This is a genomic window from Serratia sp. CY38905 (genome assembly GCF_052168875.1).
GTDB classification, from domain to species: Bacteria; Pseudomonadota; Gammaproteobacteria; order Enterobacterales; family Enterobacteriaceae; genus Serratia; species Serratia sarumanii.
This window is the reverse complement of sequence record NZ_JBJNLV010000002.1, coordinates 140,130-163,644: the sequence shown is the minus strand read 5'-3', so window position 1 is coordinate 163,644 and position 23,515 is coordinate 140,130. Positions and strand designations below refer to the sequence as shown.

24 protein-coding genes are annotated in these 23,515 nt (G+C 58.5%); 9 read left to right on the top strand and 15 right to left on the bottom strand.

Annotation, left to right across the window (positions count from 1 at the left end):
• Entirely contained in the window at window positions 1–1,194 is a 1,194-nt protein-coding gene (locus ACJ8MK_RS07520; RefSeq protein ID WP_442517633.1) for a multidrug effflux MFS transporter, read from the top strand.
• An 8-nt stretch (window positions 1,195–1,202) separates the two neighbouring features.
• On the opposite strand, the gene dadX is transcribed toward ACJ8MK_RS07520, so the two are convergent.
• Together dadX and ACJ8MK_RS07510 are read right to left on the bottom strand one after the other, a co-directional pair.
• The gene (dadX, locus tag ACJ8MK_RS07515) at window positions 1,203–2,276 is read right to left on the bottom strand and encodes a catabolic alanine racemase DadX (protein WP_442517632.1); all 1,074 of its coding nucleotides are present in this window, start codon (window positions 2,274–2,276) and stop codon (window positions 1,203–1,205) included.
• Between the two features lie 76 nt (window positions 2,277–2,352).
• Complete coding sequence (locus ACJ8MK_RS07510; RefSeq protein ID WP_442517631.1) at window positions 2,353–3,657, bottom strand: D-amino acid dehydrogenase; 1,305 nt, start codon at window positions 3,655–3,657, stop codon at window positions 2,353–2,355.
• Between the two features lie 541 nt (window positions 3,658–4,198).
• Here ACJ8MK_RS07510 and ACJ8MK_RS07505 point away from each other — a divergent pair.
• Window positions 4,199–4,516: an antibiotic biosynthesis monooxygenase family protein gene (locus ACJ8MK_RS07505; RefSeq protein WP_060418882.1), complete on the top strand. Its 318-nt coding sequence runs from the start codon at window positions 4,199–4,201 to the stop codon at window positions 4,514–4,516.
• Between the two features lie 46 nt (window positions 4,517–4,562).
• Here ACJ8MK_RS07505 and zinT read toward each other — a convergent pair whose 3' ends face one another.
• Complete coding sequence (zinT, locus tag ACJ8MK_RS07500; protein ID WP_181423049.1) at window positions 4,563–5,192, bottom strand: metal-binding protein ZinT; 630 nt, start codon at window positions 5,190–5,192, stop codon at window positions 4,563–4,565.
• A gap of 319 nt (window positions 5,193–5,511) precedes the next feature.
• On the opposite strand from zinT, the gene ACJ8MK_RS07495 reads away from it, so the two are divergent.
• Window positions 5,512–7,047, top strand: coding sequence for a SpoVR family protein (locus tag ACJ8MK_RS07495; RefSeq protein ID WP_004932268.1), 1,536 nt, complete (start codon window positions 5,512–5,514; stop codon window positions 7,045–7,047).
• Between the two features lie 57 nt (window positions 7,048–7,104).
• Here the strand turns inward: ACJ8MK_RS07495 and fadR are convergent, their stop codons facing one another.
• Complete coding sequence (gene fadR / locus ACJ8MK_RS07490; RefSeq protein ID WP_033634827.1) at window positions 7,105–7,824, bottom strand: fatty acid metabolism transcriptional regulator FadR; 720 nt, start codon at window positions 7,822–7,824, stop codon at window positions 7,105–7,107.
• Window positions 7,825–8,067: 243 nt separating this feature from the next.
• Here fadR and nhaB point away from each other — a divergent pair, with 243 nt between their 5' ends.
• Together nhaB and dsbB are read left to right on the top strand one after the other, a co-directional pair.
• The gene (gene nhaB, locus ACJ8MK_RS07485) at window positions 8,068–9,633 is read left to right on the top strand and encodes a sodium/proton antiporter NhaB (RefSeq protein ID WP_101427017.1); all 1,566 of its coding nucleotides are present in this window, start codon (window positions 8,068–8,070) and stop codon (window positions 9,631–9,633) included.
• Window positions 9,634–9,753: 120 nt separating this feature from the next.
• Window positions 9,754–10,284, top strand: coding sequence for a disulfide bond formation protein DsbB (dsbB, locus tag ACJ8MK_RS07480; RefSeq protein ID WP_004932277.1), 531 nt, complete (start codon window positions 9,754–9,756; stop codon window positions 10,282–10,284).
• 663 nt (window positions 10,285–10,947) lie between these two features.
• On the opposite strand, the gene ACJ8MK_RS07475 is transcribed toward dsbB, so the two are convergent.
• The 4 genes from ACJ8MK_RS07475 to ACJ8MK_RS07460 all read right to left on the bottom strand — a co-directional run bounded on the left by ACJ8MK_RS07475 (window position 10,948) and on the right by ACJ8MK_RS07460 (window position 13,552).
• On the bottom strand, window positions 10,948–11,394 hold the full coding sequence (locus ACJ8MK_RS07475; protein ID WP_442517630.1) for a YcgN family cysteine cluster protein: 447 nt from the start codon (window positions 11,392–11,394) through the stop codon (window positions 10,948–10,950).
• Between the two features lie 119 nt (window positions 11,395–11,513).
• Window positions 11,514–12,170, bottom strand: coding sequence for a fumarylacetoacetate hydrolase family protein (locus ACJ8MK_RS07470; protein WP_033634830.1), 657 nt, complete (start codon window positions 12,168–12,170; stop codon window positions 11,514–11,516).
• 58 nt (window positions 12,171–12,228) lie between these two features.
• Complete coding sequence (locus ACJ8MK_RS07465) at window positions 12,229–13,251, bottom strand: lytic murein transglycosylase (protein ID WP_442517629.1); 1,023 nt, start codon at window positions 13,249–13,251, stop codon at window positions 12,229–12,231.
• 28 nt (window positions 13,252–13,279) lie between these two features.
• Entirely contained in the window at window positions 13,280–13,552 is a 273-nt protein-coding gene (locus tag ACJ8MK_RS07460; RefSeq protein WP_033634832.1) for a YcgL domain-containing protein, read from the bottom strand.
• A gap of 136 nt (window positions 13,553–13,688) precedes the next feature.
• On the opposite strand from ACJ8MK_RS07460, the gene minC reads away from it, so the two are divergent.
• The 3 genes from minC to minE are packed head-to-tail and all read left to right on the top strand — an operon-like array spanning window position 13,689 to window position 15,495.
• Entirely contained in the window at window positions 13,689–14,384 is a 696-nt protein-coding gene (minC, locus tag ACJ8MK_RS07455; protein ID WP_025303113.1) for a septum site-determining protein MinC, read from the top strand.
• A 25-nt stretch (window positions 14,385–14,409) separates the two neighbouring features.
• On the top strand, window positions 14,410–15,222 hold the full coding sequence (gene minD, locus ACJ8MK_RS07450; protein ID WP_016927452.1) for a septum site-determining protein MinD: 813 nt from the start codon (window positions 14,410–14,412) through the stop codon (window positions 15,220–15,222).
• Between the two features lie 3 nt (window positions 15,223–15,225).
• A complete protein-coding gene (gene minE / locus ACJ8MK_RS07445; RefSeq protein ID WP_004932303.1) occupies window positions 15,226–15,495 on the top strand; it encodes a cell division topological specificity factor MinE in 270 nt (89 codons plus the stop codon).
• A gap of 237 nt (window positions 15,496–15,732) precedes the next feature.
• Here the strand turns inward: minE and rnd are convergent, their stop codons facing one another.
• From rnd to ACJ8MK_RS07420, 5 genes are all read right to left on the bottom strand, one after another.
• Window positions 15,733–16,854, bottom strand: coding sequence for a ribonuclease D (gene rnd, locus ACJ8MK_RS07440; protein ID WP_041035461.1), 1,122 nt, complete (start codon window positions 16,852–16,854; stop codon window positions 15,733–15,735).
• 81 nt (window positions 16,855–16,935) lie between these two features.
• Complete coding sequence (gene fadD, locus ACJ8MK_RS07435) at window positions 16,936–18,624, bottom strand: long-chain-fatty-acid--CoA ligase FadD (RefSeq protein WP_033654397.1); 1,689 nt, start codon at window positions 18,622–18,624, stop codon at window positions 16,936–16,938.
• A gap of 208 nt (window positions 18,625–18,832) precedes the next feature.
• Entirely contained in the window at window positions 18,833–19,423 is a 591-nt protein-coding gene (locus ACJ8MK_RS07430) for a Slp family lipoprotein (protein WP_342098208.1), read from the bottom strand.
• Between the two features lie 100 nt (window positions 19,424–19,523).
• Window positions 19,524–20,225, bottom strand: coding sequence for a tRNA (adenosine(37)-N6)-threonylcarbamoyltransferase complex dimerization subunit type 1 TsaB (gene tsaB / locus ACJ8MK_RS07425; protein WP_041035465.1), 702 nt, complete (start codon window positions 20,223–20,225; stop codon window positions 19,524–19,526).
• 79 nt (window positions 20,226–20,304) lie between these two features.
• Window positions 20,305–22,221 (bottom strand): ATP-dependent DNA helicase, encoded by a 1,917-nt coding sequence (locus ACJ8MK_RS07420; RefSeq protein ID WP_442517628.1) that lies wholly within the window; start codon window positions 22,219–22,221, stop codon window positions 20,305–20,307.
• 133 nt (window positions 22,222–22,354) lie between these two features.
• On the opposite strand from ACJ8MK_RS07420, the gene ACJ8MK_RS07415 reads away from it, so the two are divergent.
• Window positions 22,355–22,699 (top strand): RidA family protein, encoded by a 345-nt coding sequence (locus ACJ8MK_RS07415; RefSeq protein WP_033634838.1) that lies wholly within the window; start codon window positions 22,355–22,357, stop codon window positions 22,697–22,699.
• A gap of 62 nt (window positions 22,700–22,761) precedes the next feature.
• Here ACJ8MK_RS07415 and mdtI read toward each other — a convergent pair whose 3' ends face one another.
• Both mdtI and mdtJ read right to left on the bottom strand, forming a co-directional pair.
• The gene (mdtI, locus tag ACJ8MK_RS07410) at window positions 22,762–23,091 is read right to left on the bottom strand and encodes a multidrug/spermidine efflux SMR transporter subunit MdtI (RefSeq protein ID WP_033634839.1); all 330 of its coding nucleotides are present in this window, start codon (window positions 23,089–23,091) and stop codon (window positions 22,762–22,764) included.
• Window positions 23,078–23,446, bottom strand: coding sequence for a multidrug/spermidine efflux SMR transporter subunit MdtJ (gene mdtJ / locus ACJ8MK_RS07405; RefSeq protein WP_033634840.1), 369 nt, complete (start codon window positions 23,444–23,446; stop codon window positions 23,078–23,080). Before mdtJ ends, mdtI begins: the two co-directional genes overlap by 14 nt.
• Window positions 23,447–23,515: the final 69 nt, after the last annotated feature.

Below are 23,515 nucleotides of genomic sequence, written 5' to 3'. Positions count from 1 at the left end.
ATGCAAAAGTTTCTGTTTATGCTTCTCAGCCTGGTGCTGCTCGGCCCATTAGGCATCGATCTTTACCTGCCGACCATTCCCGCCATTGCCGTCGGCCTGGGCAGCAGCGAAGCGCTGATCCAATCCACCATTTCACTGTTTATTCTGGTGCTTGGCCTCGGCCAGGTCATCGCCGGGCCGCTGGTGGATAACTATGGCCGCAAGCCGGTGGCGCTGGCCGGCATTATCCTCTACATGATCGGCGCCGCGATGGCGGCGCTGGCCACCAGCCCGACGATTTTCATCGCTTCGCGTCTGCTGCAAGGGGTGGCGGTTTGCTGCACCGCCGTCGTCGCCTTCAGCGGCGTGCGCGATCGCCTGAATGGCGACGATGCCGCCCGCGCTTTCGGCTTTCTCAACGGCACGCTGAACATCATCCCGGCGCTGGCGCCGCTGCTCGGCGGCCTGCTCGCCGAAGCCTTCGGCTGGCGCGCCCCCTTCTGGTTCCTGGTCGGCTACGCGCTGCTGGTGTTGGTGCTGATCGCGCTGCGCCTGCCGGAAACTCGCCCTGCCGACACCGTGCCGGTCAAAGGGCTGCCGGTGCGCCAATACGCGCGCATCCTCAGCGATCGCCATTTCCTCTCCTTTGCGGTGGTCAACTCCGGGGCAATGGGCATGGCGCTGACCTACGTTTCTCTGGCGCCGAACGTGCTGATGGGCACCGCCGGCCTGACCCCGCTGCAATTCTCGCTGGTGTTCGGCGCCAACGGTTTCTGGATCATGCTGGTCAGCTTCTTCGCCAACCGCATCATCCACAAGGTCGGCCGCCCGGTTTGTCTGGCGACCGGCGGCATGTTGATGGGGCTGGGCTGTCTGGGCCTGCTGCTGGGCGTTATGCTGCTGCCCGCGACGGCGCAAGCGCACTGGCTGGCATATATGTTGCCGGTCGCCAGCGCCTGCGCCGGGTTGGCGTTCGTGATGGGCCCGGCCACCAGCTACGCGCTGGAACCGTATTCCAATGAGGCCGGCGTCGCGTCCGCGCTGGTCGGTTTCGTGCAGATGGCGGGCGGTGCCGCGCTGGGTCTGGTGGCGATGGCGTTGCCGCTGCAACCGAAGCTGTCGCTGGCGCTGGTGATGCTGGCAGGCTGCCTGCTGGCGCTGCACGCGCGGCGGCTCAGCAAGCAGATTAAAGGGCAGATCAGAAAAGTCGCCTGAGCCGCGGCTCAGGCTTCAATGGCGACCGGCACCCGCGCCGCTAACGCCGACAGCAGCTCATAGCCCAACGTTCCTGCCGCCGTGGCCACCTCGTCCACCGGCAGGCGTTTCCCCCACAGCTCCACTTCGGCGCCCAGCTCGACTTGCGGACAGGGCGTCAGATCCACCGCCAGCATATCCATCGATACCGTTCCCAGGGTGCGCGTCAGCACGCCGTCAACCCATACCGGCGTGCCGGTCGGCGCATGACGCGGATAGCCGTCGGCGTAACCGCAGGCCACCACGCCAATACGCTGCGCGCCGGCGGCGCTGTAACGGCCGCCGTAACCCACGCGATCGCCAGACTTCAGCTGCTGAATGCCGATGATCTCGCTGCTCAGCGTCATCGCCGGCTGCAACCCCGTCGCCGCAACGTCATTCCAGCACCCGCTCGGCGAAGCGCCATACAGAATGATCCCAGGGCGTACCCAACTGCCGTGGGTAGAAGAATGCCACAGCGTGGCGGCCGAGTTGGCCAGGCAGCGCGGCAGCGGGATATCGGCAGCGGCCGCCTCGATGGTAGCCATCTGCTGGGTCACGCCTTCCGGGCCGTCGGCGGTGGCGAAATGGCTCATCAGCGTAAGCTCGCCGATGTTGGCAACCACCTGCGCCCTGCGCCACACCTCGTGCAGCCGCTCGGGTGCGAACCCCAGCCGATTCATGCCGCTGTTCACTTTCAGATAGACATTGAGCGGTGCGCTCAGCGTGGCATCGGCGATCGCCGCCAGCTGCCAGTCGCTGTGCACCGCCGTCGTCAGGCGATAACGATCGAGCAACGCCAAATCCTGCGGTTGGAAGAAACCTTCCAGCAGGAGAATCGGCCCTTGCCAACCCGACTCACGCAGCAGCACCGCTTCGGCCAGATCCAGCATGGCGAAGCCGTCGGTTTGCGCCATGCTGCGCCAAACGTGTTTGATGCCGTGGCCATAGGCGTTGGCCTTGACCACCGCCCAGACTTTGGCGCCGAGGGCGAAACGGCGCACCACCTGCAGGTTATTTTCAATTGCGCCAAGATGCATCGTGGCGGTTATCGGACGGGGCATCGCTTCTCCTTGGGGCAGCGTACAGCGGCCACGCGCGCCTGCGCGTGGCCGGGAAAGTCTATGACAGCGTCGACGATTAACGCGCGGGATGCACGTCGTTCAGCGGAACCGCGTGTTGCTGGCGAAACCCGGCGCTGTAACGCGCCACCGCCAGATCATCGGAAGGGATCGCCGGCGTAATGCCGGACATCAGATCGGACAACAACTGCCCGGAACCGCAGGCCATCGTCCAGCCCAACGTGCCATGCCCGGTATTGAGATACAGGTTCTTCAGCGAAGTGCGGCCGACAATGGGCGTACCGTCCGGCGTCATCGGCCGCAGGCCGGTCCAGAACGTCGCGTCTTTCACTCTGCCGCCGTTCGGGTAGAGATCGCGCACCACCATCTCCAGCGTTTCGCGCCGTTTTTGCTCCAACTGCGTATTGAAACCGACGATCTCCGCCATGCCGCCGACGCGGATGCGCTGATCGAAACGGGTGATGGCGATTTTGTACGTCTCGTCCAACACCGTGGAGAACGGCGCCGCCGCTTCATCGGTGATCGGAATGGTCAGCGAATAGCCCTTCAGCGGATAAACCGGGATAGAAACCAGGCCGCGCAGCAGCGCCGTGGAATACGAACCGAATGCCACCACGTAGCTGTCGGCCTTGAACACGTCCTCGCCGCACTGCACGCCGGCGATCTTGTCGCCCTCCACCAGCAGGCGGTCAACGCTGCGGTTGAACAGGAAGGTTACGCCCGCCTGCTGCGCCATTTTCGCCAGCTGCTGCGTAAACAGCTGGCAATCGCCGGTTTCGTCGTTCGGCAGCTGCAGGCCGCCGGTCAGCTTGTGCGCCACCTGCGCCAGCGCCGGCTCGACGCTGCCGAGCTGGCCGGCTTCCAGCAATCTGTAAGGCACACCGGCATCTTCCAATACCGCAATGTCTTTCGCTGCGTTTTCGAACTGTTGTTGGGTGCGGAACAGCTGCAGCGTGCCGCCCTGGCGACCTTCGTACTGGATGCCGGTCTCCTGACGCAGCGCCTTGATACAGTCGCGGCTGTATTCCGCCAGGCGCACCATGCGGCCTTTGTTGGTCATGTAGTGTTCGGTGTTGCAGTTTTTCAACATCTGCCACATCCAGCTCAGCTGGAAGCTGCTGCCGTCGAGGCGGATCGCCAACGGCGCATGGCGCTGGAACATCCACTTGATGGCCTTCAACGGCACGCCCGGTGCCGCCCAGGGCGCGGCATAGCCCGGTGAAATCTGCCCGGCGTTCGCCGCGCTGGTTTCCAGTGCCGGACCTGGCTGACGATCGATCACCGTCACCTCATGCCCTGCCTTCGCCAAATACCAGGCACTGGCTACGCCCACCACTCCACTACCTAAAATTACCACTCGCATCGCTGACTCCAGCCCAAGGCTTCACAAAGCATAATCTTCTGCTCACAGGAAATTAACTCAGTGAAAAAATCCGTCCAACAACTTCGTCATCAAACGTGACAATATTCACAATTAATTTATCGTCGATGAGCCGAGCATTTGCAATAGCCGCTCGTAAATAGCGATAAGATGCGGTTTAGAAGGGATTATAGCGTCAGACCGCCGCTGAATCGATAGCAATGCTATCAATGATAGCAGCCAAAAAAGGCGTAATAAGCAACATTGATTTAACAGAATATAAAAACATCAGCCAACATATAAACAGAATAAAAACCCAATAAAACAAAAAATACCAACATAACAGACAAAATGAATCCCCTCTCCCCGCAGCAGAAAAAACGCGTAAAATTTCGGCAAAAAATTAACCTTGTTTTCACTACTGGATTAAAACAGCCGAGCCCTTAGCCCCGCCCGTTTATGTTGAACGCGGCAGCACGATATGAACGTTGAAGCCAGAAGCAGATCCTAAAGTTCACACTGTTGCTTTTCTGGAGAACCCTTTATGTTCATCGCCATCTACCGGTTCTCAGTCAAAACCGGGCACGAACACGCCTTTCGCCTGGCCTGGCTTGAGTTGACCCAAGGGATCTATCTGCAGCGCGGCAGCCTCGGCTCGCGCCTGCATCGAGATATGAGCGGGAAGTTTATCGGCTATGCGCAATGGCCAAGCCGAGCCGCATGGGAAAACGCCGGGGATATTCAGTTGGATGAACGCTACCGGCAAGCCCGGGAGCGAATGCGGGCGACCCTGTTGGCGGATGAAACGCTGTTTGAAATGGCAGTGACGGACGATTACCTGCAAATCAGACCGTTTGACTGAGCACAAGCCCACATAAGCGGGCTTGTGGTGACGTGAGCGAGTGGCATCAATGATGCAGCATCTCGTCCACGACTTCTTTGGTCTGCAGTTGGAATGGGTAATAAGTCGGCCAGTTGTCCATTTCTTTCAGCAACGCTTCCTGCGACGTGTTGCCCATAAAGATATGGAAATGCGCCGATTTGCGCGGGCCGATAATATGATCGCTGAACTGCACGAATTTCGGCGCCAGGCTGCCGGCATCCTGGCATTCGAACAGATAACGCACGCCCTTCTTACCAGAGACATACGTCAGGATCTTATGCCCGGCGTACTTATACTGACAGGCGCTGGATTGGTCGCCGCGATGAAACTCCATGACGCCGTTTTCAATGCCGATGGTATCCACATCGGTAGCATACCCTTTGCGGTAATACGCTTTTACTTCCTCGAAGGTCTTGCTCTTATCCTTTGCCGCTTTCTTCTTGAACACCGGGTCAAGATCCCCATTGAGCAGATAAGGATACACGGATTGCCAGACGCCCTCCCAATCCGCCAGATTGCGATCTTTGACGTCCTTATCGTCGAACACGCCCGCCTCCGCTTTTTTTTCCACCTCCGTCAGCGGCTTGCCATGTGAATGATGCCCGTGGGCAAACGCCTGCCCGCTGATAAACAGTGCGGCCAGCGCCACCGCCAGTTTGCCAAAATGCCTCGCCAAAATGCGCTCCTTGTCCGTTATTGAGAAAAATTAAAAGTTACAATATAACATAACATTTTTCAATCCCTGTCGCGCAGCAGGCAGTGTGTTGCGCGCCCTTGCCGCAGGGCTATACTCGGAGAGGGAGCCAAGTGCTGAGGCGCTTTCTGCCGGGACGGGCGCCGGATTGACCGCCGCTCGCTCCCTTGCGTACCGGCATTTTTATTTCACTGATTTGCAATGGTTAATTATGACTTGAACTATGCTTGATACAGGGTCTGCCGTTTGAGCAAGACCCGTGAATAATGAGGGTGCGCTGATGACTACTTCAACACATGAAAAGGTCAAGGATGACAAACGTCTGAGCGATGGACCGGACTGGACGTTCGAACTGCTGCAGGTGTATTTGGAGCAGATTGACCGCGTCGCCAAGCATTACCGGCTCGACACCTACCCCCATCAGATCGAGGTGATCACCTCCGAGCAGATGATGGACGCCTATTCGAGCGTCGGCATGCCGATCAACTATACCCATTGGTCCTTCGGCAAGAAATTCATCGAAACCGAACAGCGCTACAAACAGGGCCAGCAAGGGCTGGCGTATGAAATCGTCATCAACTCCAATCCCTGCATCGCCTACCTGATGGAGGAGAACACCATCACCATGCAGGCGCTGGTGATGGCGCACGCCTGCTATGGCCACAACTCGTTCTTCAAGAATAACTATCTGTTCCGCAGTTGGACCGACGCCAGCTCCATCGTCGATTATCTGCTGTTCGCCCGCCACTACATCAGCCAGTGCGAAGAACGCTACGGCGTCGATGAAGTGGAGCGGCTGCTGGACTCCTGCCACGCGCTGATGAACTACGGGGTCGACAGGTACAAACGCCCGCAGAAAATCTCACTGGTGGAAGAGAAAGCGCGCCAGAAAAGCCGCGAAGAGTATCTGCAAAGCCAGGTGAACACGCTGTGGAAGACCCTGCCACGCGTCGAACGTGAAGAGTCGCCGGAGCAGGCGCGCCGCTATCCGAGCGAGCCGCAGGAAAACATCCTCTATTTTATCGAGAAAAATGCGCCGCTGCTGGAACCCTGGCAGCGTGAGGTGCTGCGCATCGTGCGCAAAGTCAGCCAGTATTTTTATCCGCAAAAACAGACTCAGGTGATGAACGAGGGCTGGGCCACTTTCTGGCACTACACCATCCTCAACCATTTGTACGACGAGGGCCGTGTGACCGAGCGGTTTATGCTGGAGTTTTTGCACAGCCACACCAACGTGGTGTATCAGCCGCCGTACAACAGCCCGTACTATAATGGCATCAACCCTTATGCGCTGGGCTTCGCCATGTTCCAGGACATCAAGCGAATCTGCCAGTCGCCAACCGAAGAAGACCGCTACTGGTTCCCGGACATCGCCGGCAAAGACTGGCTGGACACCTTGCACTTCGCCATGCGCGACTTCAAGGACGAGAGCTTTATCAGCCAGTTTCTGTCGCCCAAAGTGATGCGCGATTTCCGGTTGTTCACCGTGCTGGACGACGATCGCAACAACTATCTGGAAATTGCCGCGATCCACAACGAGGCCGGTTACCGGGCGATCCGCCAGGAGCTGTCGGCGCAATACAACCTGAGCAATCACGAGCCGAACATTCAGATCTGGAACGTGGATCTGCGCGGCGACCGCTCGCTGACGCTGCGCTACATCCCACAGGAACGCGCGCCGCTGGATAAGAGCCGCCGCGACGTGTTGAAGCACCTGCATCGCCTGTGGGGCTTCGACGTGATCCTCGAACAGCAAAACGAAGACGGCAGCGTGGAGTTGCTCGATCGCTGCCCGCCGCGGCCGACGCCGCTGTAACCGCCACAACGACAAAGGGCGCCGCATGGCGCCCTTCGTTATTTCATCGACACGCGATTAGCGACGCGCTTCGGTCAGATCGCTCGGCATGGTGCCCTGCATGCTCTGCCAAATCGCCCCGCTGTCTTTACCGTAGTTGCGCACGGTATCCATCACCTGGTCGTATAGCTTCTCATGGCACAGCGTGGACAGCTTGCTGTAGAAGGCCAACGCCAGCTTGCGCGCTTCCGGGTTGGAGAAGTAGTAACGGCCCACGCGGGTATACAGCCCTTTCAGGCCGTTGAAAATCAGGCCGTAGATCGGGTTGCCGGAAGCGAACGCCAAGCCGCGGAAGATCTCGTAATCGAGCAGATTGAAAGCGTCCGCCTGATCTTCCACCTCGGCGGCTTTCGCCAGCACTTCCTGCGCCTGCTCAGGATGATTGCGCACCGCGGCGCGAATAAAGATCGACGCGATATTGGTACGCACGGACAACAGGTTATCGATCAGCTGCGGGACGCTTTTGTGATCGAGACGGGCTACGGTCTCAAGGATATTGAGGCCGGACGTTTCCCAGAAATTGTTCACTTTGGTCGGTTTGCCATGCTGAATGGTCAACCAGCCATCGCGGGCCAGACGTTGCAACACTTCACGTAACGTGGTGCGCGTGACGCCAATCAACTCCGAAAGCTCACGCTCCGCGGGCAAAATAGAGCCAGGGGGGAAGCGATTATTCCAAATACTCTCAATAATGTACTCTTCCGCGAAACCGGCAGGACTCTGCGCCTTTATGACCATGTGTTTGACGTTCCGTTGCGACGATAAAATCAGTAAAAGTAATCAGCTCATCATACCAGATCGCGCTGACATGACATAGCGTGAGCGAAAAACAATAAACGAAAGTGTGCATAACGTGGCAAAAAACGAGCAAAAATACCGGCCGGCAGAAATTTGCCGCCGTAAAACAAGCTCCGGTTGCGCCCGCCCCCGCCGCATTGTTAGGGTACGTGCTACGACTGATTTAAGGATGCATAAAGGACAATGGAAACAACCTTGCGCAGCGCCCTGCTCAAAAATTTTCTGGGGCAATCTCCCGACTGGTACAAACTGACCATTCTCATTTTTCTGGCGATCAACCCCCTGGTGTTCTTTTTCGCCAGCCCGTTTATCGCGGGCTGGCTGCTGGTGGTCGAGTTCATCTTTACCCTGGCGATGGCGCTGAAATGCTATCCGCTGCTGCCGGGCGGCCTGCTGGCGCTGGAGGCGGTGACCATCGGCATGACCAGCCCGGCGCAGGTTTCGCAGGAAATCGAACATAACCTGGAAGTGCTGCTGCTGCTGATCTTTATGGTGGCCGGCATCTACTTTATGAAGCAGCTGCTGCTGTTCGTGTTCACCAAGCTGCTGCTCAACATCCGTTCGAAAACGCTGCTGTCGCTGGCGTTCTGCCTGGCCGCCGCCTTACTTTCCGCCTTCCTCGACGCGCTGACGGTCGTGGCGGTAGTGATCAGCGTGGCCACCGGCTTTTATTCCATCTATCACAACGTGACCTCGAATCGCCCCGATGGCGACATCGGCGATGACAGCGATTTCGCCGGTGAAGAGCGTAAACAGACGCTGGAGCAATTCCGCGCCTTTCTGCGCAGCCTGCTGATGCACGCCGGCGTCGGCACCGCGCTCGGCGGGGTCATGACCATGGTGGGCGAACCGCAGAACCTGATCATCGCCAAAAACGCGGGCTGGGGCTTTATCGATTTCTTCCTGCGTATGGCGCCGGTCACGCTGCCGGTGCTGGTGTGCGGCCTGCTGGTTTGTTGGCTGGTAGAACGTTTTCGCCTGTTTGGCTATGGCGCGCAGTTGCCGGAGGCGGTGCGCGACGTGCTGAAAGAGTATGATCGCAAGGCCACTGCGGGCCGCAGCAAGCAAGAACGGCTCAAACTGGTGATGCAGGCGCTGATCGGCGTTTGGCTGGTGCTGGCGCTGGCCTTCCACCTGGCGGAAGTGGGGCTGATCGGCCTGTCGGTGATCGTGCTCGCCACCTCCCTGTGCGGCGTGAACGATGAGCACGCCATCGGCAAAGCGTTCCAGGAAGCGCTGCCGTTCACCGCTCTGCTGACGGTGTTTTTCACCGTGGTCGCGGTGATCATCGAACAGCACCTGTTCAGCCCGGTGATCCAGTTCGTGCTGCGCGCCGAGCCCGCCTCTCAGCTTTCGCTGTTCTATCTGTTCAACGGCCTGCTGTCGTCGGTTTCCGACAACGTGTTCGTCGGCACGGTTTACATCAACGAGGCGCGCACCGCGCTGGAAACCGGCGCTATCGGGCTGAAGCAGTTCGAGCTGCTGGCGGTCGCCATCAATACCGGCACCAACCTGCCATCGGTTGCCACCCCTAACGGGCAGGCGGCGTTTCTGTTCCTGCTGACGTCGGCATTGGCGCCGCTGGTGCGTCTGTCGTATGGCCGCATGGTGTGGATGGCCCTGCCTTATACGGTGGTGCTGACGGTGGTTGGCTTGCTGTGCGTCCAGTTCACGCTGGAACCGGCGACCGAGCTGTTGACCCAGTGGCATTGGCTGACGCTGCCGCCCATCGACGCCGTCGGCCACTGAAACGGTGCCGGCAGGGTGAACCGACTATTTTTACGCTGAATCCAGCCCAGGTGGCTGGCAGCGAGGAGGAATTGGTTTACACTGCCGGTTCAATTGCTTACTGCATGGAAGAATCTAGATATGTTGCAATTCTTTAACCGCTGTTCACAAGGACGCGGCGCCTGGCTGCTAATGGCCCTGACAGCGTTGGTGTTGGAACTGGTCGCGCTCTATTTTCAGCACGTTATGCTGCTGCAGCCGTGCGTGATGTGCATTTATGAGCGTTGTGCGCTGTTCGGCATCCTCGGCGCCTCGCTGGTGGGCGCCATCGCGCCGAAAACCCCACTGCGCTACGCGGCGATCTTGCTGTGGATCTACAGCGCCTGGGAAGGCGTCCAGCTGGCGTGGAAGCACACCATGATCCAGTTGCACCCTTCGCCGTTCAATACCTGCGACTTCTTCGTGAGCTTCCCTTCGTGGCTGCCGCTGGACAAATGGCTGCCGGCGGTGTTCCACGCTTCCGGCGACTGCTCCGTGCGCCAATGGCAATTCCTGACGCTGGAAATGCCGCAGTGGCTGGTCGGCATCTTCGGCGCCTATCTGCTGGTGGCGCTGATTGTGCTGATCGCACAATTTGTTCGCCCACGTCGCCGCGATCTGTTCGGCCGCTGATCGGCTGACAAACAACAACGGCGCCGAAAGGCGCCGTTTTTTTAGGTATTGCTGTCACATTCCGAGATAAAACCCTCTCAGGTATGTGTAAGGAAGTAAACGAGCACGATCAGCGCTCCAGCCACGGCAAACAGACGGACCATTTTCATTGTTATACTCTCGAACTTGCGGGAGAGCGGCCAAATTACCCAACTTATCGTTTGAAAAGAAGCATCCTGGCGCGGTTAAACGCGTAATTTACATAACATTAAACTTCTGCGACGCCGGCGGGTAAAAACAGGCTGCGCCAGCGCGGCCATCCCTACCTACAGGCATCAATAAATTACCGTTACTTATGAACGACCGCACCTTTGTCACATTCAGAGCACAATATTTTGGTGAAGTTTACCCATAAAATCCTTATAGTATCGGCAAAGTGAGTACTACCGATTTCCCTGGTGTTGTTGTGTGTCTTGCCCCTCATCTTTGCAGGGGCTTTTTTCCCCCTACCTCTTATTACGCAAGCCCCTATCATCCTTGAATCAAATGTTGAAATTTCCCTCTGTCCGGCCTCGAGCGTCAACGCCATTCGCACGCCAATGATTAAATAATGCAAGAGGGCGGCATGTCTGAACACGCCGCCCTCTTACATGAAGCCCCGTCTTGCCCTGCAGGCGCCCGCCTTTATCTGGCCCAGTCCGGCTTGTTGAGGATATGATCCTGCCAGTCCACCACTTCGCTCTCGCGCACCGCGATATGCCGCACCGTGATGCGCTCGCCGTGCATCGCCGCCTTGGAGCCGCTCAGCAGCGGATGCCAGGGGAACAGCGGCTTGCCTTCGCCGATCAGGCGATAGGCGCAGGTCGGCGGCAACCAATCGAAGGTGGTGAGGTTCTCGCGCGTCAGTTTGATGCAGTCTTCTTCCATCTCGAAGCGCCGCTCGTAGTTGCGGCATTGGCAGGATTTGATGTTGAGCTGGTTGCAGGCTACGTTGGTAAAATAAATCTCGTCGGTATCTTCGTCGATCAGCTTATTCAAACAGCATTGCCCGCACCCGTCGCACAGCGATTCCCACTCTTGTTCTGACATTTCCGCCAGCGTTTTCTGTTGCCAAAAAGCGAGTTGTGACATGTTAGCGTCCGGTTTCGGTAAATGGATAAGTCACCTGCGCACAGGTTCGAGGGGGGACTATATAGACATATTAGCCGCAAGATGCAAGCTTTGCCGCCGACGGCGCCGGCGGCGAGAGATCAGATCACGCGGGTACTGAGCATTTTGCCGTTCAGGCTGATTTTCAGCATGTCGCCGGAGGCCATCGGGCCCACGCCCTGCGGCGTGCCGGTCAGGATAATGTCGCCGGCGCGCAGCGTGAAGAAACGGCTCATGTAACTGATAAGCGGCAGGATCGGCGTGATCATGTCACGCGTATTGCCCTGCTGGCGCAGTTGATCGTTGACGGTCAACGACAGCTCGGCGTTTTGCGGATCGCCAAATTCCGCCACCGGGATAAACCCCGACATCGGGCAGGAACCATCGAAAGCCTTGGCCTTTTCCCACGGCTGACCGGCCTTTTTAAAACCCGCCTGCAGATCGCGCAGCGTCAGATCGAGCGCCACGCCGTAGCCGGCGATCGCCCGCGCAACGCGGTCTTCGTTGGCCTGTTTCAACGGCGTGCCGATCAATACCGCCAGCTCCACCTCATGGTGCACCGCACCGAACTCTTTGGGGATAGCCACCGGCTGACGAATATCGCACAGCGCCGTTTCCGGTTTGATGAACACCACCGGCTCGACGGAAACCGCACTGCCCATTTCCTTGATGTGATCGGCGTAGTTGCTGCCGACACAAACCACCTTGTTCACCGGAAAATCGAGCAGCGAACCCTGCCAGTCTCTATGTTGATACATACCGCTTCTCCCAAACTGTGGAGGCTTGGCGCGCCAAGCCGATTATTGGTGTGCCGGATCAATGCCCGATCGCGTCCGCCATCATACCCACGGCGATGGCGAAATAGTAAGAGCGATTCCAGTGCATGAGGGTGCGGAAATTATCATAGACCAGGAACGTCCGCCCCTGCAGATCATCCGGCGCGATGATCCAACCGCGCTGGACGGCATGCGGCAATGCACTGCCATCCGCACGACGCACCCCGCGCTGTTGCCAGGCGTTGACGCTGCGCGCCTGCGCGTCTTTCAACCCCAGCTCGGATCGCTTGAAACCGGCGGGCAGTTTAACCTCGCGCCCCCAGCCGATACCGGGCTGCCAGCCCTCTTTGGACAAATAACTGGCCGTAGACGCAAAGACGTCATCAATGTTATTCCAGATATCGATGCGCCCGTCACCGTCGCCGTCCGCCGCGTAGCGCAAGAAGGAGCTCGGCATAAACTGGCATTGCCCCATCGCGCCGGCCCAGGAGCCTTTCAGCGGCGTATCGCCGACGTGCCCCTGCTCGACTATCCGCAGTGCCGCCATCAGCTCCTGGCTGAAAAAGGCCTCGCGGCGCCCTTCAAACGCCAGCGTCGCCAGCGCGGACACCACGTCTTCCCGCCCCTGAATCTTGCCGTAGGCGCTCTCCATGCCCCACAGCGCAATGATATAGCGCCCCGGCACCCGGTAGCGCTCGCTGGCGCGCGCCCATTGCGCCTGGCGCTGCCGATACAGTTCGCGCCCTTGGCGCACCTTGGCGGGCGACATCACCCGCCGCAGGTAGTCGTCCAGGGTAATTTTCTGCTCCGGCTGATTGCGATCGGCCTTGATCACCCGATCGACGAAATGGATTTGCGCAAAAGCGCGGTCAAGGGTGCCCTGGCTGATGCCCTGCTCCCGCGCCCGGCGCTTGAGCTGCTCGACATACGCCGGGAACTGCGCCGGATCGCGGCCGCTCGCCGCCAGCGTCGTCTCCTGAGCCGCCTGCGGCGCGCCGGGCATCAGCACACCGCTCAGCGCCAGCCAGGCGGCCAATACGGTTCTTCTCGCCGAACGTGTCATCGCGCCTCCCTTGCCCGTGGCGACTGTCTCAGGCCTTGTCGCCCGCCAGATGCTGATTGAGCAGGTTTTCAACCGGCGGCGGGAACTGCAGGTAATAGCCTTCGTCTTTCAACGCCTGCTTCACCTTTTCGATATCCGCCGAGGCCAATTTCTTGCGCTCATCGAGCGAAAGCATCATGGCGAATTGCGGCACGCCGAAACTTTTCATCAGATCCTCTGGCACACGAGAGAAATCGTCTTTTTTTTCGACATAAAGATAAGTTTGATCGCGTTTCGGGCTTCTATAGATCACACAAAGCATTTTTTTAACTCTATTTAATTGAGGGAGCGTCTTGCCTGGATATAACTCTGACTATAACATGCTTATAGTACATCGGAATATCGCACCCCGAGTGGTATTCCGGGGATTTAAAGTTGCTGAGACTGAGTCAGGATAGATGTCACAATCGCCAATTGAGCTAAAAGGCAGCAGTTTTACCCTATCGGTTGTTCATTTGCATAATTCGCAGCCCGAGGTAATACGTCAGGCGTTACAGGAAAAAGTTGAGCAAGCGCCCGCTTTTCTGAAAAACGCCCCTGTTGTTATCAACGTCGCAACGCTGGAAGGCGATGCGAACTGGAAAGAACTTCAACAGGCTGTCGCGGCAGCAGGTCTGCGCGTTGTGGGTATCAGCGGTTGCAGAGATGAGCGTCAAAAGCGCGCGATAGCCCGCGCCGGGCTGCCGCTGCTGAGCGAAGGCAAAGGCCAGAAAATGGCGGCGCCGGAGCCTGCACCTGCGCCCGTGGTGGCGGATAACGCCCCCGCCAAAACGCGCATCATCAGCACGCCTGTCCGTTCCGGCCAACAGATTTACGCCCGCAACTGCGATCTTATCGTGACCAGCAGCGTCAGCGCCGGCGCCGAACTGATTGCCGACGGCAACATTCATGTCTACGGCATGATGCGCGGTCGCGCACTGGCAGGCGCGTCAGGCGACACGCAATGTCAGATTTTTTGCACCCACCTGGCGGCTGAGCTAGTCTCTATCGCAGGGCAGTACTGGTTGAGCGACCAAATCCCGTCCGATTACGTCGGGCAGGCCGTACGACTCAGCCTGTTGGATAACGCTTTAACCATACAACCTTTAAATTAAGCCCTTTTGACAAGGAATCCATTTCATGGCACGCATTATTGTTGTTACATCGGGTAAAGGGGGCGTTGGCAAGACCACTTCGAGCGCGGCCATCGCTACCGGCCTGGCCCAGAAAGGCAAGAAAACCGTCGTGATCGATTTCGATATCGGCCTGCGTAATCTTGACCTGATCATGGGCTGCGAACGTCGGGTAGTGTATGATTTCGTGAACGTGATTCAGGGCGATGCCACGCTGAATCAGGCGTTGATCAAAGACAAACGCACTGAAAACCTCTATATCCTGCCTGCTTCGCAGACGCGCGACAAAGACGCGTTGACCCGCGAAGGCGTTGAAAAAATTCTCAACGATCTCGGCGAGATGGATTTTGACTTCGTGGTGTGCGATTCACCGGCCGGTATCGAAACCGGTGCGCTGATGGCGCTGTATTTCGCCGACGAAGCTATCATCACCACCAACCCGGAAGTGTCTTCGGTACGCGACTCCGACCGTATCCTGGGCATCCTCTCCTCCAAGTCACGCCGCGCCGAGAAAGGCGAGTCGCCCATCAAGGAACACCTGCTGCTGACCCGTTACAACCCGGGTCGCGTCAGCCGTGGCGACATGCTGAGCATGGAAGACGTGCTGGAAATCCTGCGCATTCCACTGGTGGGTGTGATCCCGGAAGACCAGTCCGTGCTGCGCGCTTCCAACCAGGGTGAGCCTGTCATTCTGGATGCCGAGTCAGACGCCGGTAAGGCGTACGACGATACCGTTTGCCGCTTGTTGGGGGAAGAACGCCCATTCCGCTTCATTGAAGAAGAGAAGAAGGGTTTCCTGAAACGCCTTTTTGGGGGATAAACCATGGCCTTATTAGACTTCTTTCTGTCCCGCAAAAAACAGACAGCCAATATAGCCAAGGAACGGCTGCAGATTATCGTCGCAGAGCGTCGTCGCGGGGACAGTGAGCCCCCGTATCTGCCTGATCTGAAACGCGATATTCTGGCGGTTATTTGCAAATACATTCAGATCGATCCTGAAATGCTGCACGTGCAGTTCGAGCAGAAAGGGGACGATATTTCGGTACTTGAACTTAACGTGACATTACCGGAATCGGAAGAAGCAGCTAAATGATTGCGACGCATTAATTACCCCCTGTATATTTTATGCAGGGGGTAACTGTATGTGCATCCAGTTATTAAGCTTTATCGGCAGTAAAAAAGGGATTTTTCCCTTTGGGACTATTCCCAATTAACTTTGCCGCCGCCTCGTTTAAAGTAAATTCTGGCCAGATTTACCTTCAACGCATTATTTCCTGCCTATATTCACCCGAGCAGAGTTTCCCTACCCTGCCCTGGTGATAATCAGCGATTAATAATCTTTCAGGATGTCCTGCAGCGGTGCCATTAATAGATCGCCACGCCAGCCGCTGATTAATTCAGGGCGACTTTCGCCGTCTTTCAGTTGCCAATGCCAGTTCAGCAATTGGTTAATTTGGCGACGGGATGCCAGCAGCTCGCTGCTCAACCCGCTTTGCTCGCTGACAGTAGCGATTGCCGCCTTGATGTCTTTGAACACCTTCTTGTAGCCCGGCTGATCGATCAGGTTTGCCAACGGCGCCGGCAGCTCGGATTCGTCCAGCGCTTCGGCCTCCGCCACCAGCGCCAGCAGCGTTTTACCGTGATAACGGATCTCCGGCCCGCTCAGGCCCAGCGAATCCAGTTCTCCCAGCGAAGACGGCATATAGCGCGCCACCTGCCACAGGTTTTCCTCACGCACCACGAAGTTCACCGCCAGATCGCGCTCGCGCGCCTGGCGCAGCCGCCATTGCGCCAACTTCTGCAAACAACCGAGCTGACGCGGGCGCAGCTGCCAGGCATTGCTGATTTCGCGATAGGCCAATTCCGGCGCCAGCGCCTCGCTGCGGCGCTGGCACAGCAGCAGGCACTCATTGTTGGCCGCCGCGGTCCAACCGGCCTCTTCGGTCTCCTGCACCAGCTGTTTGGCCATCGGCAGCAGATAGAACACGTCGGCGGCTGCGTACACGCACTGCCTTTCGGTCAGCGGACGCGCCAGCCAGTCGGTGCGCGACTCGCTCTTGTCCAGCTCAACTTTCATATACTCCGCCACCAGCGTCGCGAAACCGCAGGAGAGCGGCCGGCCGGTAAACGCCGCCAGGATCTGGGTATCGACCATTGGCGTCGGCAGCGTTTTAAAGGCGTTGAGAAACACTTCAAGATCTTCACTGCCGGCATGCAGGAACTTCACCACGGCGGTATCGGCCAGCAGGTCGACAAACGGCTGCCATTGCTTGATCGGCAGAGGATCGATAAGGGAGAGTTGTTCACCGTCGTAGAGCTGGATCAGGCCCAGCTGCGGATAGTAGGTGCGCGTTCTGACAAACTCGGTGTCCAGCGCAATCTGGGCATGCTTTCTCGCCTGCTCGCAGACCTGCTGCAATCCGGCATCGGTAGTGATCAACTGATAATTCAAAACATCATTCTCTTGTAGGATTCAAACACAACAACGCCGGCATTCACCGGCGTTGTCGATAGTCAGGCGCAAGAGCGAAACCTAGGCGGCATCGGCCGGTTTCGGCGTTTTTAGCTCATCGCGCAGTTCTCGCCGCAAAATCTTGCCGACGTTCGACTTCGGCAATTCATCGCGGAACTCAACAATTTTAGGCACTTTATACCCGGTCAGGTGCCGACGGCAATGGGTCAACAGCTCTTCCTTGGTCAGCGAGGCGTCTTTCTTCACCACGCAGATCTTCACCGTCTCGCCGGAGACCTCGCTGGGTACCCCGATCGCCGCACATTCCAGCACCTTCGGATGCTGGCTGACCACGTCCTCGATCTCGTTCGGGTAAACGTTGAAACCAGAGACCAGGATCATGTCTTTCTTACGGTCGACGATGCGCACAAACCCCTGCTCGTCCACGGTCACCACATCACCGGTCGCCAACCAGCCATCTTTCAGCACTTCGTCGGTAGCTTCCGGGCGTTGCCAATAGCCTAACATAACTTGCGGGCCTTTGACCCACAGTTCGCCCGGTTCTCCCGGCGGCACATCCTGGCCATTGTCGTCCAACAGCCGAATATCCGTCGATGGCACCGGTAAGCCGATGCTGCCGCTGTAGTGTTTCAGATCGTAAGGGTTGCCGGCCACCAGCGGCGCGCACTCCGTCAGGCCATAGCCTTCCAGCAGGTGTTTGCCGGTGGTTTTCTCCCACTTCTCGGCCACCGCTTTTTGCACCGACATGCCGCCGCCGACCGAGAAACGCAGCGTGGAGAAGTCGAGTTTGTGGAACTCTTCGTTGTTCAGCAACGCGTTGAACAAGGTATTCACCCCGCTCATGGCGGTGAACGGGTATTTGCCCAGCTCCTTCACCAGCCCCGGAATATCGCGCGGGTTGGTGATCAGCAAATTGCGCCCGCCCAGATCGATAAACAGCAGGCAGTTCACCGTCAGCGCGAAAATGTGGTACAGCGGCAACGCCGTCACCACCAGTTCCTGCCCTTCACGGAACAGCGGCGAGTAGGCGGCTTTGGCCTGTTCGAGGTTGGCCTGCATGTTGCGGTGCGTCAGCATCGCGCCTTTCGCTACGCCGGTGGTGCCGCCGGTGTATTGCAGGAAGGCCAAATCGGTATTAATGATGTCCGGCTTTACATATTGCAGACGGCGTCCGCGCTGCAGCGCGCTGCGGAATGAAATGGCGTCCGGCAGGTTATATTTGGGCACCAGGCGCTTGATGTACTTGACCACAAAGTTGACCAGCGTGCCTTTGGCGGCCGAAAGCTGATCGCCCATGCGCGTGAGGATCACGTGCTTGACCTGGGTGTTGAACACCACTTTTTCCAACGTATGGGCAAAGTTGGAGACGATGACGATGGCGCTGGCGCCGCTGTCGTTCAACTGGTGTTCCAGCTCGCGCGGGGTATACAGCGGGTTGACGTTAACCACCACCATACCGGCGCGCAGAATGCCGAACAGGGCGATGGGGTATTGCAACAGGTTAGGCATCATCAGCGCGACGCGGTCGCCCTTCTTCAGGCCCAGTTCATTTTGCAGGTAAGCCGCGAAAGCCCGGCTGCGCTCTTCCAGTTTGCGGAAGGTCATCACCTCGCCCATGTTGATAAAGGCGGGCTGATCGGCATAGCGCTGCACGGCATGCTCAAACATTTCGATCAACGACGAATAGCGATCGGCATCAATCTCTGCGGGCACATCTGCCGGATACCGTTTTAACCAGACCTTATCCAAGGTATTACTCCTGAAATCATTACTAATTATCATCGCAGCCTCAAACTCGCAGCCTAACCATAACAATATTTTAACTCAGCAGACCAGTGCAGGTTTTAAACATTATTCAGGTTGCGATGTACGTCACTAATTGTCGGATATTCCTTATCCCAAAAAGCAAAAGGGCGGCCTGAGCCGCCCTGTCAAATGTGTTCACATCAAGCGTATGCTACTCGGTTACGATGGTTTGCACCTGTGCCGGGCCGGGATTGTACCAACCATAGCCTGCGCCCCAACCGGGTCCCCACGGGCCACCGCGCCAGCCCCAGGGGCCCATTGGCGCAGGCGGCATCACCACCTGCTGCACCAGGTGCCAGCGTTTGAAACCGGTCACGTTCATCGTCACGAAGCGATACGGCGTCATGCCGATACGCCCCTCTTTCAGGCCGGTAATGGGGCCGACGACGGTCACCAACTGGCCTTTGAAATCAACCGGTTCGAGGAAACCGTTTACAGTGGCCAGCAAGCGGCCGCGCGACGGTTCGCCCAAAACCGGCCGCGCACCGCTGTCGAGCGGCACCGCCGCGATCTCCAGCACCGTGCGCCCTTGCTCGTTGGCGACGTTTACTACGGTGCCGCCGAAGCGGGCTTCCGCGCCGGTAAACAGATTGGGTGCATTTTGTACCGAGGAAAGCTGAGTCACCGGCGAAGGGGTGGAACCTTTGATCGCATCCGGTACGGTGACGCACCCGGACAGAACCAGCGCGCCGCAGGCGACGGCCAGCAGCGACAGCTTTTTACTTGCAGTGCGGATTAACATGGTCGCAATCTCCTGAAATGGCTGTAACTTTGACCGCGTTTCATCGTTCAAGTTGCAGGCTTTCATCGCCCGGCCTCAACAACAGCACAATAGGCCGCGCTTACTCGCGGCCCGGCAGTTTTTTCCAGGTGACTTCATTGCGCAGATAGGTCGGTTCGGCGTTTTCCACCGCCACCGCCAGCCCCAGTTGCCAGGCGTGCAGCGCCAGCGGCAGCATGTCTTGCGCCTGCGGCAACAGCATCTGCCCGTCACGCACGCTCAGCGTAGACCCCTTGACCAGATCGGGATAGGTTTGCCAGCCGGTGCCGACGTGGGCCCATTCGCCCTGCAGGCGCTGCGCACGCTCCAGCGCCTGCGCCGGCGACAACACCGCCTCGCCTTCGCTTTCCAACCAGCTACCGTCCGCCTGGCGTTCGAACTGCCCCCAGTAGACTTCGCCCATGCGCGCATCTATCGCCGCCAGCACCCGCTCCGCCCCGCAGACGCGCCAGGCGCCCTGCGCCATGGTTTGCAGCGTGGAAATACCGAGCATCGGCAGATCGGCGCCCAGCGCCAGGCCCTGAGCGATGCCAATGCCGATGCGCACCCCGGTAAAGCTGCCGGGGCCGCGGCCAAAGGCCAGCGCATCGAGCTGGTTGAGCGCCAGGCCGGATTCCGCCAGCACCTGCTGCACCATAGGTAAAATACGTTGCGTATGCTCGCGTGGGCACAGCTCAAACAGGGCGTGGATTTCGCCTTGATTCCAGACGGCGACGGAACAGGCTTCCGTCGCGGTATCGATCGCTAAAATTCGCGTGGACATGCCAACCTCTGGCGGGAATAAAACTGGGTTTTTCATACAGGGCGCGCATTGTAGCACAGCCCCGTAAGCCCTTCATCTTTCACGTGGCCGACGTGTCGGCAGCCTGCAGGAAGGCGATCGCCTGCTTCAAATCGCGGGTGCGCGGCGTAGGCGGCAGGCTATTGAGGAACACCTCGCCGTAGGGCCGCATGACCAGACGGTTATCGCAAATCACCAGCACGCCGCGATCGTCGGTGTCGCGGATCAAACGGCCCACCCCCTGTTTCAGGGTGATGACCGCATCCGGCAGTTGCACGTCATTGAACGGATCGCCGCCGCGCAGGCGGCAATCTTCAATGCGCGCCTTCAGCAGCGGATCGTCCGGTGAAGTGAACGGCAGCTTATCGATGATCACGCACGACAGCGCATCGCCGCGCACGTCCACCCCCTCCCAGAAGCTGCTGGTCGCCACCAGCAGCGCGTTACCGGCGGCGACGAACTGCGCCAGCAGCTGCCCTTTGCTGGTTTCCCCTTGCAACAGCACCGGCAACGTCATCGTGGCGCGGAACTCTTCCGCCAGCTCGCGCATCATCTGGTGCGAGGTGCATAAAAAGAAGCAGCGGCCGTTGTTGGCTTCAATTAATGGCCGCAGCATGCGCGCCAGCTGGTGCGCTCCGCCGCGCTGATTCGGCGAAGGCAAAAAGCGCGGCACGCACAGCAGCGCCTGCTTGGCATAGTCGAACGGGCTCGGCAACAGCAGCGTTTTGGCCTTGGTCAGCCCCAGCCGTTCGGTGAAGTGGCCCAACCGCTCGTTGACCGACAGCGTGGCCGAGGTAAAAATCCAACTGCCCGGCTTCTCGTCCAGCATTTCGCGGAACCGATCGGCTACCGTCAGCGGCGTCAGCGCCAGCACGAAATGGCGCGAGTTGCATTCATACCAATAGCTGTAGCCCGGCTCCGTCACCGCCTTCAGCCGCTTGAGGCGCGCGCGGTACAGCGTGGCACGCTCAAAGGCGGCGTCCAGCAGCGCCGAACGCCCCAGCGACAGTTTCATCACGTCATAACACAGCTCCAACGCGTCATCGAGCAGCAACAGAGCGCGCTGCACGTTCGGTTCACCGAGCACGTCACGCAGATTGCCGCGAAAACCCGGCTCGCCCAGATTCAGACGGAAATCTTGCGTGCTCAGGCTGAGACGGTCGGCGCTTTTTTGCAGTTGAGCGGCGTCGCGCACCTCGGTGCGGTAGGCGATGGTGATGTCCTTCGCCAGATCCAACAGTTGGCGGCTGGTGAGCTGTTGGCCGAAATACTGGCTGGCGATGTCGGGGATTTGGTGCGCTTCGTCGAAAATCATCACCTCGGCTTCCGGGATCAGCTCGGCGAAACCGCCCTCTTTCACCACCATATCTGCCAGGAACAGGTGATGGTTCACCACCACCACATCCGCATCCATCGCACGGCGGCGCGCCTTGACTACGAAGCAATCCTGATACAGCGGGCAGTCGCTGCCCAGACAGTTGTCATTGGTGCTGGTCACCAATGGCCAGACGAAGCTGTCCTCCGCCACTTCGCTGCAGGTACTGATGTCGCCCTCTTTGGTCTGCGACGACCACTTGCGCAACTGCACCAGATCGATCAGCGTCTGCCCCGCCAGCTCACCGCCGGCCATCGACTGCTGCTCCAGCCGCTCGAGACACAAATAGTTGGAGCGCCCCTTCAGCAGCGCCAGCTTACCTTTGTACTTCAACGCCTTGGCGACGGTGGGCAGATCGCGCGCATACAGCTGATCCTGCAACGCTTTCGAACCGGTCGAGATGATCACTTTGCGATCGGCGCGCAGCGCCGGCGCCAGATAAGCGAAGGTTTTGCCGGTGCCGGTGCCGGCTTCGACCACCAGCTCCTGCTTGAAATTGATCGCCTCGGTGACGGCTTGCGCCATCTGCCGCTGCGGCTCACGCGGTTTGAATCCCTTGATAGCCTGCGCCAAGGCGCCGTCTGTTGCAAAATCGTCTGTCACGCTGTCTCTCTGCCGGTGTCATTCAGCGGTGATTATGCCAAGCCTGCCGCCCGGCTACCACCCACTTTATCGCCGCGCTTTTTCATCACCGGCTGTGCTACCCTTAGCGGGACTATGATATGGAGATAAGCAAATGAATATCGAAAGAATTGATCCCGATCAGCGCTGGTCCGAAGCCGTGGTGCACAACGAGACTGTTTACTACACCAGCGTGCCGGAGAACCTGGACGACGACGCGACCGCGCAGACCGCCAACGCCCTCGCCGCCATCGACGTGCTGCTGGCGCGCGTAGGTTCGGACAAAAGCCGCATTCTGGACGCCACCATCTTCCTGGCCAACAGCGCCGACTTCGCCGCGATGAACGCCGCCTGGGACGCCTGGGTGGTCGCCGGCAGCGCGCCGGTGCGCTGCACGGTGCAGGCGCAGCTGATGAATCCGAAGTACAAGGTGGAAATCAAAATCATCGCCGCGCTGTAAGCCTGAGCGCAGACGAAAAAAAACCGCAGACGGCAACGCCTGCGGTTTTTTATTGCCCGTTATCAGGACAGTTTAAGGATCACCATCCCCATCAGCAGCAGCGCCAGGCCAATCCAGCCTTTGGCGTTCAACCGCTGGCCGAACATGATCCAGCCTGCGGCGATGGTGGCGGCGATACCGAAACCGCCCCACAGCGCATAAGCGATCGACAGATCGATGCCCTTCACCGCCTGCGCCAGGGCGCTGAACGCGCCGAGCACCGACAGCAGCGACAACAGCCCCAGCCAAATTTTACGGAAGCCGTCCGACATCTTCAGGAAGATGTTGGCGATGATTTCCAGCACGATCGCCAGCCCCAGGAACCCAATATGGTACAACTCAAACTGTTGCATGGTTGTTACCTCGCGGGCTGACCTGTTTTCGCTCTTTGCGGGTACCGGATTTCACCAGCATGATGCCGGCGATCAGCGTAGCCAGGCCCAGCACCTTCAGCGCCGAGATTGGCTCGTCGAACCACAGCACGCTGAACAGGGTAATGAACAGAATACCGATGCCTTCCCACAGCGCATAGGCCACGCCCAGCGCCACGCGTTTTACCGCTACGGACAGCAACACATAAGACGCGGTGATCATCACGTACATCACGATGTGCCCGATCATGCCGCCATTGACGCTGGCGTATTTCATCGACAAGGTGCCGATGATTTCGGTCATGATGGCCAAACCTAAAAAGATCCAATAAATCATAATTTTTCTCCCAAACGGCGAATAACGCGCGCCAAGGCATATTTATCCCGATTTATCTCGTCGAACGGC